Source organism: Streptomyces sp. NPDC001406, assembly GCF_042895285.1.
Taxonomy (GTDB): domain Bacteria; phylum Actinomycetota; class Actinomycetes; order Streptomycetales; family Streptomycetaceae; genus Streptomyces.
Map to the genome: position 1 here is coordinate 19,552 of NZ_JBIAWG010000013.1, position 17,650 is coordinate 37,201.

Sequence of the window (17,650 nt, forward strand, 5' to 3'; positions counted from 1 at the left end):
CCTCGGCGTCGGTCACCCAGCAGGTTCGAGTACGACCGGCAGCTCCGCGAGGCCACGGAAGGCCGGGAAGGGAACCTCCAACCACCGTGCCTCGCCGCGGGGTTCGGCCGGCCTCATGCCGGGGAACCGGTCGAACAGGATGGTGAGGGCCAGCTGCGTCTCGAGCCGGGCCAGCGGGGCTCCCAGGCAGTAGTGGCTGCCGTGCCCGAACCCCAGATGGGCGTCCTGCGCGTTTCCCGGCCGCATCACATCCAGCCTGTCCGGGGCGTCGAACTTCAGCGGATCGCGGTTGGCGGAAATGAGCGCGATCTGTACCAGGGCGCCCTTCGGGATGCGCGTCTCGCCGTACTCCACGTCCTCGGTCGCGTACCTGAACGTCGCGGTCTCCACGGAGCCGTCATAGCGCACCAGTTCCTCGACCGCCGCCCGGATCAGATCCGGGTTCTCCCGCACGGCACGGAGCTGGTCGGGGTGGGACAGAAGGTGGTGGACCGAGTTGCCGATCAGGTACGCGGTCGTCTTGTGACCCGCGAACATCAGCAGGAACGCCGTGGAGACCAGCTCGCTCTCGGTGAGCCCGCCGTCGTCGTCCCGGGCGGCGATGAGCGCACTCAGCAGATCGTCACCCGGGCGGCTCCGCTTGGCGGCGATGAGTTCCGTGAAGTACGCGTGCAGATCCTCCTCGGCCTTCTGCTGGGCCCGCTTGGCCTCCTCGTCGAATCCGCTCTGCGCCACCGTGGAGGACAGATTCTGCATCCGTGACCGCTCCTGCGGCGGCACACCCAGCAGATCGCAGATCACGATGATCGGCAGTGGGAACGCGAACGCCGGCAGCAGGTCGAAGGGCTTCTTGGCCGGGCATTCGTCGAGCAGACTTCCGACGATCTCCTGGATCTTCGGCCGAAGAGCCTCCACGCGCCGCGGGGTAAACGCGGAGTTGACCAGTCGGCGCAGCCGCGTGTGCTTGGGCGCGTCGGAGTTGAGCATGTTGTCGTCCAGCGCGACGGACGAGTCCCCGAAGATCCTCCGATAGGCGTCCATGGCCCCGTACATGTCCTTGCTCAACCGCGGATCCGACAGGGCGGCCCGCGCGTCCTCGTACCGGGTGATCAGGTACGTCTCGTTGCCGTGCGGCGGCCTCATGGGGCAGACCGGCGCCGTGTCGCGCAGATGGGCGTACACCGAATGAGGATCGCGCCGGAACTCCGGGGTGCAGCGTTCGGCCGCTGTGACGGCCTCTTGCGTGGTGGTCACGGACGGCTCCTGAGGTCGAAGAGAGCCTCGGCGTTGCCACCGAGGATGAGCTGCTGGGACGCCTTGTCGACCGGCAGCTTCTCGATCATGCGGATGAGTTCCTCCAGCGGCGCGGCCAACGGCGGTGAGTCGGTGCCGAACAGCATCCGCTCGGGCCCCAGCACCTCCGCGTTCAGGCTCAGATGCGCAGAACTGAACGGGCTCGTGTCGACGTACATGCGGTGCAGCGCCCCGGCCGGGTCGGCCGCCGGCTCCTTGGCTGTCAGCCCCTTGCCCGCCGGCGAAGCCGCGGCGGCCTCGGGGCGGCCGGACGGCGGCGCACCCCCGGCCCAGTGCCGGGGGCGCGCCGCCGTTTGCAGGCGCTCCGGCAGCAGCGCCATCGCGCCGCCGCCGGTCGCGCCGATCAGCCGTAGGTCCGGGTACTTGTCCAGCCACCCCGCGAACGCGATCATGGCCATGCCGACGGTGACGTCGCCGAACCGGCCGATCTGCTCGACGAAGCCGATCTCGTCGACCCGTTCCGTGCCGACCGGTTCAGCCGGGGCATGGACCAGGACCGGCACTCCCGCCTCCGCGGCCAGCGCGAAGAAGGAGTCGGCACGCGGGGAGCCGAGCAGCTCCCCGCGGACGCTGGACGTGGTGATCAGGCCGACGAAGGCCGGATCCGCGAGCGTCTCCCGCACCCCTTCGAGGTGATCGTCGTCACCGAACGGGTTGGCGTACACGTAGCCGCGCAACTGGTCCGGGAACCTGGCGATCAGCCCCGACATCCAGGCGTGGAAACTGCGCAGCCGGTCTCGTGGTTGCGCGTAGTTGTCCACGCCCGGTACCCGCGCCATCGCTCCGGCGCCGACGGGGCTGCCGATGATGGTGAGGTCGATCCCGGCCTCGGCGCGAGCGGCGAGCATGCCGTCGACGTCGGTCAGGCTCGGGGGCATGGGGAAGCGTTTGGCCGCCTCCGGTGGGGAGAGATGCCCGTGGATGTCAATGATCACGTTTCGTGTCCCGGTTTCGGTGTGAGTGCGCGGGTGACCGCGGCACAGTCCTGGTCGCCCAGTCCTTGCTCGGCGGCGCGGACGTGGGTCTCTGCCGCGGCGGTCACCAGCGGCAGGCTCAGGCCGGCTGCTGCTGCCTGCTTGGAAGCGAGCATGAGGTCTTTCGCCATCAGCCGCAGCCGGAAGTCCGGCTCCTCGAAGCGACCGGAGGCCAGGCGCCGGGACTTGAACGCCATGACCGGCGAGGCGAAACCGCTGCCCGCGATCGTCTTGAGGACCAGCTGACGGTCGAGCCCGGACGCCGCCGCCAGTTCGGTGGCCTCGGCCAGCGCCTGCACCTCAATGCCCATCAGCAGGTTGAGGCACAGTTTCATCCGCATGCCGGACCCGAGTTCGCCCAGATGGACGACCTCCTTGCCCAGCATCTTCAGCAGCGGGCGGCAGGCGTCGTACGTGCTCTCCTCACCGCCGACGAACAGCCGAAGCTCTCCGTCGCGGGCGTGGTCGGCGTTGCCGAGCATGCCGACGTCCAGAACCGAGGGGATGTCCCCGGCGATCTGGACGATCTCTTCGGGCGCGACGGTGCTGGTGCAGATCAGGACACCGGGGTAGGGCCCCTCGGCCAGCATGCCGTCCGGACCGTGCAGCACGGTGCCGAGGGCTTCGCTGTCGGCGACGGCGCAGATGGCCGCGGTCGTACCCTCGATGGCGTCGGCGGGGTGGTCGGCTACGTGGGCGCCCGCCTTGGCGAGCGGTCCGGCCCGCTCGGCGGTACGGTTCCAGACCCGGACCTGTATGCCCTGTTCGAGGAGGCGGGTGGCGAGGCCGGATCCCATCGTGCCGAGACCGAGGACGGCGATGGGGCCGTTGGCGATCCGCGTCATGACATCGCTCCCTTGGTCTCCTTGACGACCCGGAACCGCAGCGACTGCGTCGAGTCGACCCACTGGCGCAGCGGAGCCACCAGCTCGCGGTGCTCCTCGCTCTGCTGCCACTTGAAGAAGTCCTCGGCGGTCTTCCACTCGCTGGTGATGACCCACTGACGGGAGTCGTCGACGGGTGCTCCCAGCCTCTCGACGATGTGGCCCGGGGTGCTGGCCACGGACTTGCGGATCTGGTCGTACAGATCCAGGAAGCCCTGCTCGCCGCCCTCGATCACACGGACCGTGAAAACGACGCACAGCTTGTCGGCCGAGTGGCCCTTCTGCTTGGTGTCCATGTCTCCTCCTGACGGTGAGATCCGGTGGGACACGAATCCCACGGACTCATGTCCCCCGTGCGGACGCAACTCCGAATGGGGGACATGCCAGTTGGGACAAGGGGTGCACGCTCCGCAGTAGGGCCGTTCGGGTGAGTGACAGGGGGCTGCGAACTTCCCGTTCGCCAGACGCGGATGGCCGCATCCGAATGGGTACCTGTACCCCCCCATCCGAATTACTCGGCTACACCGGATCGGCAGGTTACCTCCGCCGGGTGACGTCTCCGGCGTCCGTGCCGAGGACCGAGGCGGTGAAGTCCGCCAACTGTTCTCGCAGTTCCTCGCGGGACACGCCCTTCTCGCCGGCCAGGTACGCGACGAGGTCGGCCCGGGTGGCGGCGAGCAGTGCGTGGGCGGTGAAGTCGGCGAAGCCGGTGCCGCCCCGCGCCGGGGTCTGCTCCAGCAGGTCCCGGAGCAGGGCGTGCCAGCGCTCGTAGTGCTCGGTGCGGTAGGGGCTGTCCGCGCCGGTCTGCTCCAGGGCCAGGGCGAGGTGGCGGTTGTCGAGCTTGAAGCACAGGACGGCGTCGAGCAGAGCCGGTACGCGAACAGGAGGCGGGGTGGCGGGCCCCAGGGGCGGCGGGCCCTCTTCGACGGCGTTCCGGATCGGTTCGAGCCGTGCCTCGTACAGCGCGCGGATCAGCCCGGTGCGATCGCCGAAGGCACGGAAGAGCGTTCCCTTGCCGACGCCCGCCGCTGCCGCGATGTCGGCCATGGTGACTTCCTCGGGACTTCGGCACTGGGTGAAGAGGGTGTCGGCGGCCTCGAAGACGGCTGCCCGGTTACGGGCCGCGTCCTTGCGTGGCTTGCGGTCGGGCATGGGTACCTCCGATTGCAATCCGGACCACCTGTCCGTGTCTTTCATCGAAGCGGACCGACGGTCCGTATCGTACGGGATGGAGAACCTCATGCCCGAAAGCACCTCACCAGCAGATCTCTACCGCCACAGCCTGCGCCTGCTCCTGGACAAGGACATTCCCGCCTGGGTCGGCCTGTGGGCCGAGCACGGCGTCATGGAATTCCCCTTCGCGCCCCCGAGCCGGCCCCAGCGGTTGGAGGGCCGACAGGCCGTCGCCGCCTACATGCGCGACTACCCCGACCACATCGACCTGCACGACTTCCCCGCACGGTACAGCCCCATGCGTCGGCCGGTGGTGTCAGACACCCCAGGCTCGCGTGGGTCGAGGCAGGTCCCCGCAATCGGACTCTCTGCCTCCTCGGCTGTGAGTCAACTGTTGCCTGCGTGACTGTTACCCGTGGGTAATCCCAGATGGTTTGATGTGCGGCGCCACTCAACCCCCCTTCATCCACAGGGAGATCCAGTGACGCGATTCGTACCCCGCCGTGCCCTCGGGGCAGCCGTGCTCGCCCTCGCGCTGCCCGCGGCGGCACTTGCGGGTTCCGCACCGGCGGCGGCAGCCGGACCGGCGCCGGCGCTGAAGGTTCTGACGTACAACGTCTTCCTCATGAGCAAGAACCTGTACCCGAACTGGGGACAGGACCACCGGGCCGCAGAGATCCCGAAGACGTCCTTCTTCCACGGCAACGACGTGGTCGTCCTCCAAGAGGCCTTCGACAACTCCTCGTCCGACGCGCTGAAGAGCGCCGCCACGACGGAATACCCGTACCAGACGCCGGTGGTGGGTCGCAGCAAGAGTGGCTGGGACGCGACCGGTGGGGCGTACTCGGCCGTCACGCCCGAGGACGGCGGAGTCACCGTGCTGAGCAAGTGGCCGATCCTGCACAAGGAGCAGTACGTCTACAAGGACGCCTGCGGTGCGGACTGGTGGTCCAACAAGGGCTTCGCATATGTTGTCCTGAACGTGAACGGCACCAAGGTGCACGTGGTCGGCACGCACGCGCAGTCCACGGATCCCGGATGCGGCGCGGGGGAAGCGGCGACGATGCGCAGCCGCCAGTTCAAGGCCATCGACGCCTTCCTGGACGCGAAGAACATCCCCGCCGACGAAGAGGTGCTGGTCGCAGGCGACCTCAACGTAGACTCGCGCAGCGCCGAGTACACGTCACTGCTCGACGACGCCGGCCTCGTCGGCGCCGACGCGCGCACCGGGCACCCGTACTCCTTCGACACGCAGGACAACTCCATCGCCCGCTACCGTTACCCGGACGACCCGCGTGAGGACCTCGACTACGTGCTCAACCGCGCCGGTCATGCCCGCCCGGCAGGCTGGCACAACGAGGTCGTCAAGGAGCAGTCGGCGCCCTGGACGGTCACGAGTTGGGGGACGTCGTACACGTACACGAACCTCTCGGACCACTACCCACTGCGGGCGTACGCCGGATAGGAGTCCGTAGCAGCGCTGCCGCCGGCGGGCTCGGGGTCCCGCGCACGGTCGAGCCGACTACCGAGTGGCGAGACCAGTGCCTTGCCGGCGGCGGCGGTCAGCGTTGGTACGTGCCCATCAGCGTGCCGCTCGCCAGCTCTCTGCCCTTCACGGCGCGATGTACCGCGTCGGCCGTCGGCCGGCCGTGCAGGGGGAGTGCCTCCGACAGGGCCCACAGGCGGAAGAAGTAGCGGTGCACTCCGTGCCCGGGTGGAGGCATCGGACCGCCCCAGCCCATCCGGCCGAAACCGTTGGGCCACTCCTGGCCGCCGGGAGGCGGCTCCCCCTCCGCCGTACCCGTACTCCCCGGATCGATACCGGTGACCAGCCAGTGCAGGAACGTGCCGCTCGGGGCATCAGGGTCCTCGCAGAGCAGAACCAACTCCGATGTTCCCTCTGGTACCCCCGACCAGGTCAATGGTGGCGAGACGTCGTCGCCTTCCCCGCTGTGGTGGCGAGGGATTGCCGTATGGTCGCCGAATGCCGCGCTGGTGAACTCAATTCCAGTCATGCGCGCGGCCCTACCCGCAACAGCTTGGCCGGCAACAGCCCGGGCAGGCCAAACACCCCATTGGCCGAGTATGCCGACGAGAATCCTGCTCGAGGGACGCCCGGGCACGGGCAAGACGACCGTTGTCCGTCGGCTGGCCGCGCTACTGCGCACCCGTAGGGCCGTCGGCTTCACGACGGAGGAGATCCGGCACGGCGGTACCAGGAGCGGCTTCGCGCTGGAAACGCTGGAGGGCGGTCTGCGAGCCGTGTTCGCCCACGTCGACTTCCCGGGACCACCGCGGGTGGGACGATACGGCGTCGATCTGGGCGTCCTGGAGCGGCTCGCGCTGCCGCCGCTCAGGTCAGCGGCATCGGATCCTGCTCCTGGAGATCTTGTGCTGATCGACGAGCTCGGGCGAATGGAGCTGGCATGCGACGCGTTCCGGGACACGGTCGGGGTCCTGTTCGACTCCGACATCGACGTCGTCGCCACGGTGCACGCGCACAGCGACCCGTTCACCGACGCCCTCAAACGGCGCCCTGACATCGCCCTCGTCCAGGTGACCCGGTCCCATCGGGACTCCCTGCCCGGGGAACTGGCAGCACGGCTTGAAGGGCCATGACGCGGGCCCACCACGGCGGCCGGGATTTCCATTTTCCATGTCTGCCATGTCTGCCATGTCAGCCCGTAACCCCTGCTCGGATGGCCGGTTGAGTGGGGTATGGATGATCTACTGGCTGATGTCTCCGACCTGCCGGACCGCATCGAGCCCCGGCTGCCCTTGCTGACGGAGCCCGAGGCGTACCAACTGGTTGAGGTGCTGCAGCATTTCGGCACGATGGACCATGACTGGGGCGCGCAGGCCCGGCACTTCGCGGCGGAGCTCGCCGCCCGTGTTCCGTCGCATGACATGTAGTCCCGCTCCGCGCCGAGGGGGCAGCCCCCCATCGGGCTGCGGTGTTCGTGACGCCACCGCCGTGACGGCGGCCCCAGCCACGGCAGGGGCGACCGTCACGGCAGGGACGACCGGCAGTGGGCACGGGCCGGTCAGCAGCCGCCGCAGTTGTAGTAGAGGACGTCCCAGTGGTTGCCCTCGTCGGCGTAGATGTTGCCGGAACCGGAGCGCCACTGCGGCGCGCCGTCTCCGCGCAGGCCGATGTAGGTGAAGTTGTTCTTGATGTAGTTCCCGACGCAGGTGTACTTGCTGTAGTCGAGCTTGTAGCCGTTCCAGTGGGAGTACGTGCCCGAGGCGTGACCGGTTTCGGTGCCGCCGGTGATGTTGAGGGCGCAGCCGCTGGCGCGCTTGAGGGTCTGGGCGCCCTGGGCGGTGGCGAGGTTGAGCTGCTCGAAGGACGTACACGTCGGGTCGTTGCGGTCGGAGCAGTTGCCGGAGGACGACCATGTGATGCCGACCTGGCGGAACATCTGGGTGGCGGTGGCGTGGCTGATCTTGGTGACGGCGAAGGCATCGGTGGCGGTGCCGAGGACGGCGACGCCGGGCGCTACGACGAGGGTGAGTGCGGTCAGGGCGGCGCGGGTTTTCGTGATCCGGGTGGCCTTCATGGGGACCCTTCCTGCGGTTGGCCGTGCTTCCTCTGGAGCGGCTGTGCAGGCGGTGCAGGGAGATGGTGCCCGAGGTCTACGCGTGTCCGCCAGAGGGCGGCACGGGTTGTGGGGTGGCGGTGTCGACGGTCGCTCCCGCAGGGGGTGTAAGGGTCGTGGAGGCCGGAGCCGGGCCGCCTGGGGTGAAGGTGACGGGCAGGTGCTCGGGGCCGCGCAGGCCGCCCGGCCGCCAGCGGAGTTCGCCGGGCGGCACGGCCAACTCCAGATGGGGGATACGGCGCAGGACGGTGGCGATGGCGACCTGCCCCTCCAGCCGGGCCAGCGGTGCCCCCAGGCAGTAGTGGATGCCGTGCCCGAACGCGAGGTGCGCGTTGTCCCGGCGGCCGATGTCCAGACGATCGGGATCGGGGAACCGCTCCGGATCGCGGTCGGCGATGGCCGAGGCGATCAGTACGGTCGCTCCGCGCGGGATCGTCACGCCCGCGATCTCGATGTCCTCGCGCGCGAACCGGGCGATGCCGGGGTTGACCGGCCCGTCGTAGCGGAGGAACTCCTCGATCGCGTCCGGCACCAGCGCCGGGTCGTCCCGCAGCATCCGCAGCTGGTCGGGGTGGGCGAGCAGTGCGGCGATGCCACCGCCGATCAGGTTGACCGTGGTGATGTATCCCGCCACCAGCAGCAGGAACGCCATGGCGATGAGCTCCTCCTCGTCCAGCCGCTGCTCCTCGTCACGGGCGACGATCAACGCGCTGAGCAGGTCGTCGCCCGGCCGGGCTCGTTTGGCCTCCAGGAGCTTGGTGAGGTACGAGCGCATGTGCCGCCACGCTCCGTCCACCACGGCCGGGTCCGGCGGTTCCACGGCGCGCCTGGTCATGTCGTCGGTCCAGCGCTGGAAGTCGTGCCGGTCCGCCACCGGCACCCCGAGGAGCTCACTGATCACCGTGACCGGAAGCGGCAGTGCGAAGTCCTCGACGAGGTCCGCGTGGCCGGCCGGTACGACCGTGTCGAGCAGGCCGTCGGCGATCGCCTGAACGCGGGGCCGCAGCTCGGCCACCCTGCGCGCGGTGAACGCCTTCGAGACCAGGCGGCGCAGCCGGGTGTGATCGGGTGGGTCGGCGCGGAGCATGTTGCGCAGGAAGGATTCGCGCTCAGCGGTAGGCAGCTGCTGCACGAGACGTGGGTCCGACGCGTCCCGGACGTCGCTGCTCAGCCGCGGGTCAGACAGCGCCGCGAGACCGTCTTCGTAGCGCGTGACCAGCCAGGCTTCCAGACCACCGGCAAGGATGGCGCACCGCACCGAGCCCGCCTCGCGCAGCTGCCGGTAGAACGGGAAGGGATCCGCGACGAAGGCCGGGTCGGTGTAGGGGAGAGGGACCGGCCGCTGACTCATGATGCCTCCCGAGCTGCGCTGTGATCTGCCCGCAACATTTGCTTCGTCTTGATGCTATATGAACGAGTATGGCCCGATTGGTAACGCTTCACCGAGACGCGAGCCGTTGCGGGGCCCGGTGCGGGCTCGGTGCGGGCCCGGCGCCGCGCGCCCCCTTGCCCGGTGGATCTTCACCCCTGTTCCATGGTCTTCACGGGCGTCTCACCGACACCAGTGAGGTGCCCAACCAAGCCTGTGGGGGGCACAGTTGAATACAGCACACCGATCCAGACGTCTCGCGGCCACACTGCTCACCGCCGTACTCGCCGGGACCGGCCTGAGCGTCGCGGCGGCGCCCGCGGCACACGCGGCGGCCGAGGACGCCGTGGCCAAGCTGCCGATCTCGTCGTACTCGGGACTGGCCGTCGACTCCGTGCACCAGCGCATCTACATCGCCGACCAGCACGAAGGCCAGTACGTCGGCACCGTGCTGGTCTACAACTTCCAGGGCCAGAAGGTCACCTCGTTCCAGCACGAGAACACGGTCTCGGGCCTGGCCCTCAGCGAGGACTCCACGACGCTGTACGTCGGCGAGCGCGGCCGCGTCGTCACGTACGACACCGACACGCTCCAGCAGAACGGCGCGTACGGTGCCGCCTACGACACCTGCGGCCGCCAACTCGCCTTCGCCGGCGGCACGGTGTGGAGCACGGACGCCTATGTCTTCCAGCCCTACCAGTGCGCCACGGCCTCGACGGGCCTCGACATGCTCACGAACGGCACGGTCTCCCGGACCGGCTGGAACGACGTAGGCCGGCTCCAGCTGGCCCCCGGTGCCCGTGGGCAGAACCGTCTCCTCATGGGCCAGCCCAAGGAGAGCGGCGCCGCGGACCCGTTCCTCGCCTCGTTCGACGTCAGCGGCACCACCCCGGTACGGAACGCCTCGCGCCGGTTCGCGGACACCGACGGCAAGGGCGCCCTCGACCTGAAGGACATGGCGGCGAACGCCGACGGCAGCAAGGTCGCCGTGGCCGACGCCACCGCCGGTACCCGGCTGCTGAACGCCGGAGACCTGTCGAACGCGCCGGACCAGTACCAGGCGCTGCCCGCCGGCGCCAACGCCACCGCGGTCGCCTTCAGCGGTGACGGGAAGTACCTCGCCCGCGGCGCCCAGGCCACCGGCAGCACCCCCGACCTCCTGGTGCAGAGCGCCGACCCGACGGACGCCACGCCGCCGCTGGAGTTCGCCTTCGAGGGCAGTCTCGACGGCGGCTCGGTCACCCCGCGGGGCCTGGCCTGGTCCCAGGACGGCGCGCGGCTCTTCGCGATCACCCAGAGCGCCGGCGGCACCGAGTACTGGCTGCATGTCATCCAGCCCCCGGCCGCCCAGTACGACACCCGCTTCACCGGCGACCTCACCCACAGCCCCGCCCAGGCGGTCGCGGGCGAGCCGCTGGCCGTGCGCGGCCGACTGGAGTGGGACGGGCCCGCGCCCGCCGAGCCGCTGAAGGTGACCGCCGTACGCAAGGACGCGACCGGCACCCACCAGCTCGGCACCGCCACCGTCAAGGACGACGGCACGTTCACCGTCCTCGACGAGCCCGACCTGGTCGGGGAGGCCACGTACACCGTCTCCTTCCTCGGTGACCTGACCCACCGCCCCGCCACCGACCTCACCCACACCGTGACGGTCGGCAAGGCAGCCGGCTCGATCGCCCTGACCGCTCCCGCGCAGGCCACGATGAGCGGCGGCGTCCACATCACCGGCACGTTCACCGCCCAGGGCAAGACACTTTCCGAGCGGGCCACGCTCACCGTCCAGCGCACGGACCGGCTCGGCACCGGCACCCTGTCGTCGGTGACCGTCGCCGCCGACGGCACGTTCACCATCGACGACCTGCCGCGCACCCGGCGTTCGGTGACCTACACCGTCAGCTGGCCGGGCGACGACCTGCACACCGGCTCGACGGCGTCGGCGACCGTCAACGTCACGCGCTGAGTTCGCCGTTCCGGTTCCCGCCCCGGTCCTCCAGGTACCGGGTGTGGGACTCCTGGCGGCGGGCCTCGGTCTCCCCGAGCTCCGCCGCCAGCCGCTCGGCCTCCTGCCGCAGCAGATCCAGCTGCCGCTCAAGATGCCGCTCGGGCGGTTCGGCCCCCGGTGCCAGCCGGGTCCACCACCGGGTGCGTACGAAGGTGTCGACGGCCTCGGGGACGTCCTGCCGTACGGCCCGGGACAGGGCGTGCACGGCCTCGGGGTCCTGGGCGAGCACCTCGGCGACCCAGCCCGGCTCCAGCAGCGCGCCCAGCACATCGGTCAGTTCGGTGAGCCGGGTGCGCGGTGCCGACGGCAGGTCGACATCGGCGAGATAGCCGCCGAGCTTCGCGAAGTCCTCGCGCACCGCGTCCAGTTGCGCCGACGGGCTCGGGAAGTCGGGCAGGGCCGGCCGCTCCGGCGGGGCGATCAGCGCGCCCGCGCCGTAGAGCCCGGCCACCACGACGGGCCAGTACGGGCCCGCGACCCCGGTGAAGGTCAGCACCAGGCCGAGCAGGCCACAGGCGCCGCCCGCGAGGTTCTTGCGGGATTCGAGATAGCCGAGGACCTTACTGGTAGCCACGGATCTCCTCGAAGGCGCCGTCCAGCGAGCCCGTTTGGGCGTCGAAGAGGCGGCCGCCGGTCAGGTCGGCGATATGGTCCAGCTCGGAGCGGTCGGAGTCGCCGAAGACGATCGGGAAGACGGGGATGTCCCGCCGGGTGCCGGTGAGCCGGCGGTAGAAGCCGTCGAAGTCCCCGGCCTTGGCGCCGGTGGTGTTCTCGCCGTCGGTCATCAGCACGATCGAGGTGAACGTGTCGCGGTCGGCGCCGAGATGGTCGTAGGCCTTCTCCAGCGAGGTGTAGATCGCGGTGTCGCCGTCGGCGTCGAGAGCGTCGGTGTCCCGCCGGATGGCGTCGAGGCCGGCCTTCGGGTCCTTGGGGTCCACGACGTGCGTCCGCACGCTCTTCACGTCCGAGCCGAACGGCATCAGCGTGACCTCCTCGCGGTCGTGGAAGTCGCCGGTGAGGTCGGTCAGCGCCTTCTTCAGCGCCCCGAGCCGGTCGCCCTCCATCGAGCCGGAGGTGTCGAGGACGTACACCGTGCGCGAGGGGCGGCGCAGCTCGTTCTCGTAGGAGTCGAGAAGTCCGTCGGCGACGGAACGGCTGCCGGGGAAGGGCAGTTCGCGCCGTCGGCCGGTGTCCAGGCCGGATGCGGGCGCCACCGAGGCGACGACCGGGCGGCGGTGGGTGGTGTCGGTGATGAGCTTCTGCACGGCGCCGGTGCGCAGGTCGTCCGCCACCTTGCGGACGTCCTCGCGAGTACGGGCGTCGCTCGCGGTGAGCGAGGACAGCGGATAGTCGGCGGTCACGACGCCGTCCTTGGGACGGATCACCGTCAGGCCCGGAATGCCCTTGAGGACGGACTCGTAGTTGAGCAGGGCGTCGACGTTGCCGCGCCGTTTGTACGCCGTGGCCAGCCAGCCCGACGAACCCGACGTCAGCTTCTGGCCCCGGAAGAACTTCTTCAGCCTCGGCGTGGCCTTGGCGACGTCCGCGTCCGTCAGCGCGGACTGGGCGCCGGACAGGGCCGATGCGACCGAGACGAGGGTGGAGAAGCCGGAGTTGGAGCGGGCCGGGTCGGTCATGCCGTAGGTCAGCTTCCCGTCCTGCACGGCCTGCTCGATCTGCGACCAGGTGACCTGTTCGGGCTTCCAGCCGAGGGCCTGGACGGTGGCGTTCCTGACGCCGATGGCGACCGGGCTGGACATGACCGGCGTCTCGGAGACCACCTTCTTCGCCGCGTCGGGGCGCAGCCGCAGATAGTCGTCCGAGGACAGCCACAGCGCGTCGTACGCCCCGTCGGCCTTGCCCTTGGCGACCAGATCCACGGCGTCCAGGGTGCCCATGTAGGTGGGCCGGATGGTGACGCCGGTGTCCTTGCGGACACGGTCGAAGACGGCCGTCATGTCGCTGAGTTCGCTGGAGGCGAGGATCCGCAGCGTGCCGGGGCTGGGCGCGGTGGAGTCGTCCTGGCTGTGCTCCTCGGCCGTGCAGGCGGTCAAAAGAGCGGCGGTCGTGGCGAGCAGCGCGAGTGCGCGGGTGGTCCGTCTCGTCATGCGAGTCCGCCCTCCAGCGCGCCCTGCGACCGGCTGCGCTCCAGGTACGCGCTCGCGTTCTGCAGCTCGTCCGTCAGCGACTGGACCGTCGAGGCCATCGCCTCCGTCGCCTGCACCTTGTAGGTGTCGATGGCGTCGAGGGTGCGGTAGATCTGCTGGAACGCCGAGCGCAGCGTCTCCGCGCCCACGGCCGGATCGGCGGCGATGCGCTGGATCTCGCCGCTCTGCGTGGCGAGCATTTCCGCGTTGCCGCGGATGAGGTCCTCGGTGGTGCCGCGCAGGGCGTTGACCTGCTCGACGACCTTCTTCTGGTTGTCGAGCGCGGAGGCCAGCATCACGGAGATGCGCAGGGCCGAGACGGTGGTCGTGGCGGCCCGCTCGACGCCCTTGATCAGCTCGTCGTTGTTGCGGCGTACGACATCCATCGCGAGGTAGCCCTGTGCGCACACCGCGAGCTGGGTGAGCAGGTCCTGGTGCTTCTGCCGGACCGGGAAGAGCACATCGGCGCGGAGCGTGTCGGCGGCCTCGGGGTCGCCCGTCCCGACGCCGGAGATGTGCTGCTCGACGGCCGTGTCGAGGGCCTGGGTGAGGACCACGTACTCCTGGAGCTTGCCCATGGTCTCCCACAGCCGGATCCGCTCGGTCTGCAACGCGGCGTTGTCCCGGCGCAGTTCGTCCTGCCCGCCGCGCAGCGAGCCCACGATCTTGTTGAGGGTGCCCTGCGCGGAGGCGTACTTGGCGACATGGTCGCGCAGCCTGTTGCCGCCGGGCAGCTTGGAGAGGAACTTGCGGCCCTTGCTCGCGGGCAGGTCGCGCGGGTCCAGGTCCTCGACGACCCGGCGCAGTTCCACCAGCGAGCCGGCGACCTTCGACTGGGCGTCCCCGCCCTTGTCGGGCAGGCTGTGCACGGCCCGCTCCAGCATGCGGTTGGACTGGGCGGTGGCGGTGCGCATCTCACCGGAGCCAAGAGCGGTGATCTCCCCGACCTTGCCCGCGAACTCGGGGGAACGGGCGTCGAGTTGGGCGAGTCCCTCGACATAGGCGGTGGCCTTGCGTGCCATGTCCGTACGGACGCTGTCCTCGACGGGCACGAGTCCGCCGGCCCTGTCCCGCGGCACGGGCGTGACGGCCTCGGGCGGGGTGAGGGTGAACTCGCTGTCACTGGGCGGTTTGAGCGTGAACTCGTTGTCCTTGCTGGTCACTTGCAGATCCCCCGTCATCCGCGCGCCCGGCGGGCCATCTCGTGCAGCACCGCGGAGGTGGGCACGGGCGCCTGCCGGACGCCGGTCAGCTTCTGGTTGAGGTAGGCGGTGCGGCTTGCGGTGGCCGCGACGAACTCGGCGGCGTCGCCCTGCGGCCGGAATCCATGCCGGACGGCGAGCTTGCGCAGGGCCGGGTCGGTGCTGAGGAGCTCCCCGAGCGCCCGGCCGTTCACGTCGAGCGGTACGACGGTGTGGTCGCTGTTGACCGTGGTGTCCGGGTAGAGCACCACGAGGTCGTCTGCGTCCGAGCTGGGCTGCTGTTCGGCGAGCAGCGAGGCGACCTGCGACTCGTACACGAGCACCAGCGGATTTCCGGCGCCGCTGATGAAGTCCCGGAAGACCGCGTCCGAGCTGGACTGCTGGGCGCCCTGCACGCTGACCAGCTGGTGCAGCAGGGGTGCGGTGCGGTCTACGTCCGCCTTGCCCGCGGCCACCTTGCCGCCGTTCGCCACATAGGACGCGGCGGCGAGGTACAGCGCACCCGAGTTGGAGGACTCCGGATCGGTGCTCGCGATGTACAGGGTGCCGGTCAACTCGCCATGGGCGGAGGCCCCCTTGAGCTGCTGCCAGGTGCGGTTGTGCCGGGCGGCATCGAGATACGCGCCCATCTTCAGGGTGCCCCGGCTCTTCCCGTCGAGCACGGCGAGGCCGTTGGCCGTGAGCACGTCGGCCGCGCTGCGATGGGCCACGACCACGAGGGGCGAGTAGAACGGCCGGGGCAGCGGCTCCTGCACGTGGTACTTGGCGGCCAGCTGGTCGGCGGGCGCCTTGCTGGAGGGGAACGCGAAGTCGTACCCCTTGAGGTTCAGGCCCTCCATGGCCCAGGACCCGGACGCCTCCGTCTTCACGGTGAAGCCCTTGGCGGCGAGGGCCTTCACCACGTCGGGATCGGCGAAGAACTCGGCCTTCTCCGATCCGATCACTCCACGCACGGTCTTCGTTGCCGTGCCCTTGTCCTCACCATGCCGCCCCGCGACGACGGCGGCCACCACGCCACCGATCAGCAGGACCGCGAGGACTATTCCCGCGATTCGTCTCACGCCGGGGAGCGTGCTCCCGGAATTCCACGTTCCCCGGTTCCTCGGGTGAACAGAAGGTGACCGACCGTTCCCGGTATGCAACCGGAAGAAGTGCCTCCGGCGGTTGGGCGACGGAGCAGTGGCTGCCGCCGCCGCGCACCGTCAGTGGGAGGCGTGTCGAGCGGTCACCAAGGCACCTCCCCCGCGTCGTCGAAGAACCGGCCGGTCGGGCCGTCGTCGGGCAGGGTCGCGAGACGGATCGCGATCGCCGCGCCCTGTTCCGGGGTGCGGACACCGCGAAAGTTGTTGAGGTCGGTCGCCGTGAAGCCGGGGCAGGCGGAGTTGATGAGGATGTTGGTGTCGTGCAGTTCCTTGGCGTACTGGACCGTGACGGCGTTGAGGAACGTCTTTGACGGCGCGTAGGCGACGGCGATCGGGCCCGTTTCGGCGCCCGGAGTGCTCTGCAGGGTGAGGGAGCCGACGCTGCTGGACATGTTCACGATGCGCGGCGACGCCGAGCGGCGCAGCAACGGCAGCATCGCGTTCGTGACGCGGATGACGCCGACCACATTGGTCTCCACGGCCGCCCGCACCCTCGCGAGGTCGACCGTGGTGGGCATCTGCGGTGCGCCGCCGGTGATCCCGGCGTTGTTGACGAGTACGTCGAGGCGTCCGGCCCGGTCCTCGATCTGGGCGGCCGCGGCGGCCACACTCGCGTCGTCGGTCACGTCGAGCGGGACGCCGAACGCGTCGACCCCGGCCGCACGCAGCTTGGCGACAGCGGCCTCGCGACGCTCCTCGTTCCGGGCGCCGACACCGACGGCCCAGCCGAGAGCGCCCAGACCGGCCGCGATCTCGTACCCGATGCCCTTGTTCGCGCCGGTCACCAGCGCGATCGTCTGTTCAGTCATACGTCCCATCGTTTCCGGGCCCCGCCGGAGCGTCCAACACCCATTGGGTGGGCGGCGATACCGCACGGGTATCGATCCCGGTCGGCGGCCGGATAGCATTGCGGCGTGGAGACGCGGGAATTGCGGTACTTCGTCGCCGTCGCAGAGGAGCTGCACTTCGGGAGGGCCGCGCAGCGGCTCGGGATGGCGCAGCCCCCGCTGTCGCGGGCGATCCGCCAGCTGGAACGGCGCCTCGGGGCGACGCTGCTGGAACGCACCAGCCGCGCGGTCACCCTGACCGAGGCCGGGCTGGTGCTCCTTCGGGAGGCCCGGGCGGCGCTGGACGCCGTCGAGGCCGCCGAGCGTCGCACGCGCCGCGCTGCCCTGGCCGCGACCGGCCACGCCGAAGTGGTCCTTGCCATGAAGGCCGGCGCGTCCAGCGAACTACTGGCGAAACTGCTCGACGCCTACGCCGCCGAACCCGATGCCGTCACCGTCGATGTGCTCCTGTGCGGGCCCGGCCAGCAAGAACGGCTGCTGCGCGACGGCCGGGCCGACGTGGCGGTGCTGCACCGGCCGTTCGACTCGACGACCGGGTTCGACACCGAAGAGCTGTGCACGGAGGGACAGGTCGTGGTCCTGCCGGCCGGGCATCCCCTCACCGGCCGGACACACCTGCGCATGGCCGACGTCGCCGAGCTGCCCGGCCTGCCCCTGCCGCGCTGGCCCCGCCCCGACGGTACGTACCCGGACGGCCCCGGTCCCCAGGTTCGCGACCACACGCAGTTGCTCCAGTTGGTCGCGCTCGGCCGGGCCTGCGCGATCGCGCCGGAGTCGTCCCGGGCCCACCTGCGGGCCGACGTCGCCGCCGTGCCGGTACGGGACGCGCCGACGGTCACGACGGTGATCGCATGGCCCCCGCACAGCCGGTCGAGAGCGGTCGCCGGCCTCGTCCGAACCGCGTCACGTCTTTGACAGGGCAACGCCGGCAGTGCTCCGCCGCCGGCTCGCCGGGCGGAGGCCGTCCCGGCGCAGCCGCAAACCGTGGGGCAGGTC

19 protein-coding genes are annotated in these 17,650 nt (G+C 70.1%); 6 read left to right on the plus strand and 13 right to left on the minus strand.

Translation table 11 applies throughout. From position 1 onward, the window contains the following. Positions 1-12 precede the first annotated feature (12 nt). The 5 genes from ACFY1J_RS29570 to ACFY1J_RS29590 form a co-directional block, all read right to left on the minus strand. Positions 13-1,254 (minus strand): cytochrome P450, encoded by a 1,242-nt coding sequence (locus ACFY1J_RS29570; RefSeq protein ID WP_390711225.1) that lies wholly within the window; start codon positions 1,252-1,254, stop codon positions 13-15. Next, entirely contained in the window at positions 1,251-2,249 is a 999-nt protein-coding gene (locus tag ACFY1J_RS29575) for an amidohydrolase family protein (RefSeq protein WP_390711224.1), read from the minus strand. The genes ACFY1J_RS29570 and ACFY1J_RS29575 overlap by 4 nt, the downstream gene beginning before the upstream one ends. Beyond that, on the minus strand, positions 2,246-3,133 hold the full coding sequence (locus ACFY1J_RS29580) for an NAD(P)-dependent oxidoreductase (RefSeq protein WP_390711223.1): 888 nt from the start codon (positions 3,131-3,133) through the stop codon (positions 2,246-2,248). Before ACFY1J_RS29580 ends, ACFY1J_RS29575 begins: the two co-directional genes overlap by 4 nt. Next, positions 3,130-3,468: an antibiotic biosynthesis monooxygenase family protein gene (locus ACFY1J_RS29585; protein ID WP_390711222.1), complete on the minus strand. Its 339-nt coding sequence runs from the start codon at positions 3,466-3,468 to the stop codon at positions 3,130-3,132. The genes ACFY1J_RS29580 and ACFY1J_RS29585 overlap by 4 nt, the downstream gene beginning before the upstream one ends. Positions 3,469-3,709: 241 nt before the next feature. Continuing rightward, positions 3,710-4,324, minus strand: coding sequence for a TetR/AcrR family transcriptional regulator (locus ACFY1J_RS29590; RefSeq protein WP_390711221.1), 615 nt, complete (start codon positions 4,322-4,324; stop codon positions 3,710-3,712). An 88-nt stretch (positions 4,325-4,412) separates the two neighbouring features. Here ACFY1J_RS29590 and ACFY1J_RS29595 point away from each other — a divergent pair, with 88 nt between their 5' ends. Further along, a complete protein-coding gene (locus ACFY1J_RS29595) occupies positions 4,413-4,751 on the plus strand; it encodes a nuclear transport factor 2 family protein (RefSeq protein ID WP_390711220.1) in 339 nt (112 codons plus the stop codon). A 75-nt stretch (positions 4,752-4,826) separates the two neighbouring features. Beyond that, positions 4,827-5,810, plus strand: a complete 984-nt coding sequence (gene sph / locus ACFY1J_RS29600; RefSeq protein ID WP_390711219.1) for a sphingomyelin phosphodiesterase — start codon at positions 4,827-4,829, stop codon at positions 5,808-5,810. A gap of 97 nt (positions 5,811-5,907) precedes the next feature. Here the strand turns inward: sph and ACFY1J_RS29605 are convergent, their stop codons facing one another. After that, positions 5,908-6,360, minus strand: coding sequence for a YbhB/YbcL family Raf kinase inhibitor-like protein (locus ACFY1J_RS29605; protein WP_390711218.1), 453 nt, complete (start codon positions 6,358-6,360; stop codon positions 5,908-5,910). Between the two features lie 70 nt (positions 6,361-6,430). On the opposite strand from ACFY1J_RS29605, the gene ACFY1J_RS29610 reads away from it, so the two are divergent. Beyond that, a complete protein-coding gene (locus tag ACFY1J_RS29610; RefSeq protein WP_390732293.1) occupies positions 6,431-6,964 on the plus strand; it encodes a nucleoside-triphosphatase in 534 nt (177 codons plus the stop codon). 99 nt (positions 6,965-7,063) lie between these two features. Further along, positions 7,064-7,258, plus strand: a complete 195-nt coding sequence (locus tag ACFY1J_RS29615) for a hypothetical protein (protein WP_390732294.1) — start codon at positions 7,064-7,066, stop codon at positions 7,256-7,258. 131 nt (positions 7,259-7,389) lie between these two features. Here ACFY1J_RS29615 and ACFY1J_RS29620 read toward each other — a convergent pair whose 3' ends face one another. Continuing rightward, a complete protein-coding gene (locus tag ACFY1J_RS29620; protein WP_390711215.1) occupies positions 7,390-7,905 on the minus strand; it encodes a hypothetical protein in 516 nt (171 codons plus the stop codon). A gap of 76 nt (positions 7,906-7,981) precedes the next feature. Next, positions 7,982-9,295 (minus strand): cytochrome P450, encoded by a 1,314-nt coding sequence (locus ACFY1J_RS29625; protein ID WP_390711214.1) that lies wholly within the window; start codon positions 9,293-9,295, stop codon positions 7,982-7,984. Positions 9,296-9,542: 247 nt separating this feature from the next. Here ACFY1J_RS29625 and ACFY1J_RS29630 point away from each other — a divergent pair, with 247 nt between their 5' ends. After that, positions 9,543-11,273, plus strand: coding sequence for an Ig-like domain repeat protein (locus ACFY1J_RS29630; protein ID WP_390732295.1), 1,731 nt, complete (start codon positions 9,543-9,545; stop codon positions 11,271-11,273). Here ACFY1J_RS29630 and ACFY1J_RS29635 read toward each other — a convergent pair. From ACFY1J_RS29635 to ACFY1J_RS29655, 5 genes are all read right to left on the minus strand, one after another. After that, on the minus strand, positions 11,263-11,889 hold the full coding sequence (locus ACFY1J_RS29635; RefSeq protein WP_390711212.1) for a hypothetical protein: 627 nt from the start codon (positions 11,887-11,889) through the stop codon (positions 11,263-11,265). The two genes, ACFY1J_RS29630 and ACFY1J_RS29635, sit on opposite strands and share 11 nt — an antisense overlap. Continuing rightward, entirely contained in the window at positions 11,876-13,423 is a 1,548-nt protein-coding gene (locus ACFY1J_RS29640) for a substrate-binding domain-containing protein (RefSeq protein ID WP_390711211.1), read from the minus strand. The genes ACFY1J_RS29635 and ACFY1J_RS29640 overlap by 14 nt, the downstream gene beginning before the upstream one ends. Then, on the minus strand, positions 13,420-14,643 hold the full coding sequence (locus ACFY1J_RS29645) for a toxic anion resistance protein (RefSeq protein ID WP_390732296.1): 1,224 nt from the start codon (positions 14,641-14,643) through the stop codon (positions 13,420-13,422). The genes ACFY1J_RS29640 and ACFY1J_RS29645 overlap by 4 nt, the downstream gene beginning before the upstream one ends. Beyond that, positions 14,640-15,725, minus strand: coding sequence for a hypothetical protein (locus ACFY1J_RS29650; protein WP_390711209.1), 1,086 nt, complete (start codon positions 15,723-15,725; stop codon positions 14,640-14,642). The genes ACFY1J_RS29645 and ACFY1J_RS29650 overlap by 4 nt, the downstream gene beginning before the upstream one ends. A gap of 164 nt (positions 15,726-15,889) precedes the next feature. Next, a complete protein-coding gene (locus ACFY1J_RS29655) occupies positions 15,890-16,615 on the minus strand; it encodes an SDR family oxidoreductase (protein ID WP_390711208.1) in 726 nt (241 codons plus the stop codon). A gap of 105 nt (positions 16,616-16,720) precedes the next feature. Between ACFY1J_RS29655 and ACFY1J_RS29660 the strand changes: the two genes are divergently transcribed. Continuing rightward, on the plus strand, positions 16,721-17,569 hold the full coding sequence (locus tag ACFY1J_RS29660; RefSeq protein WP_390711207.1) for a LysR family transcriptional regulator: 849 nt from the start codon (positions 16,721-16,723) through the stop codon (positions 17,567-17,569). The last annotated feature ends 81 nt before the right edge of the window (positions 17,570-17,650 follow it).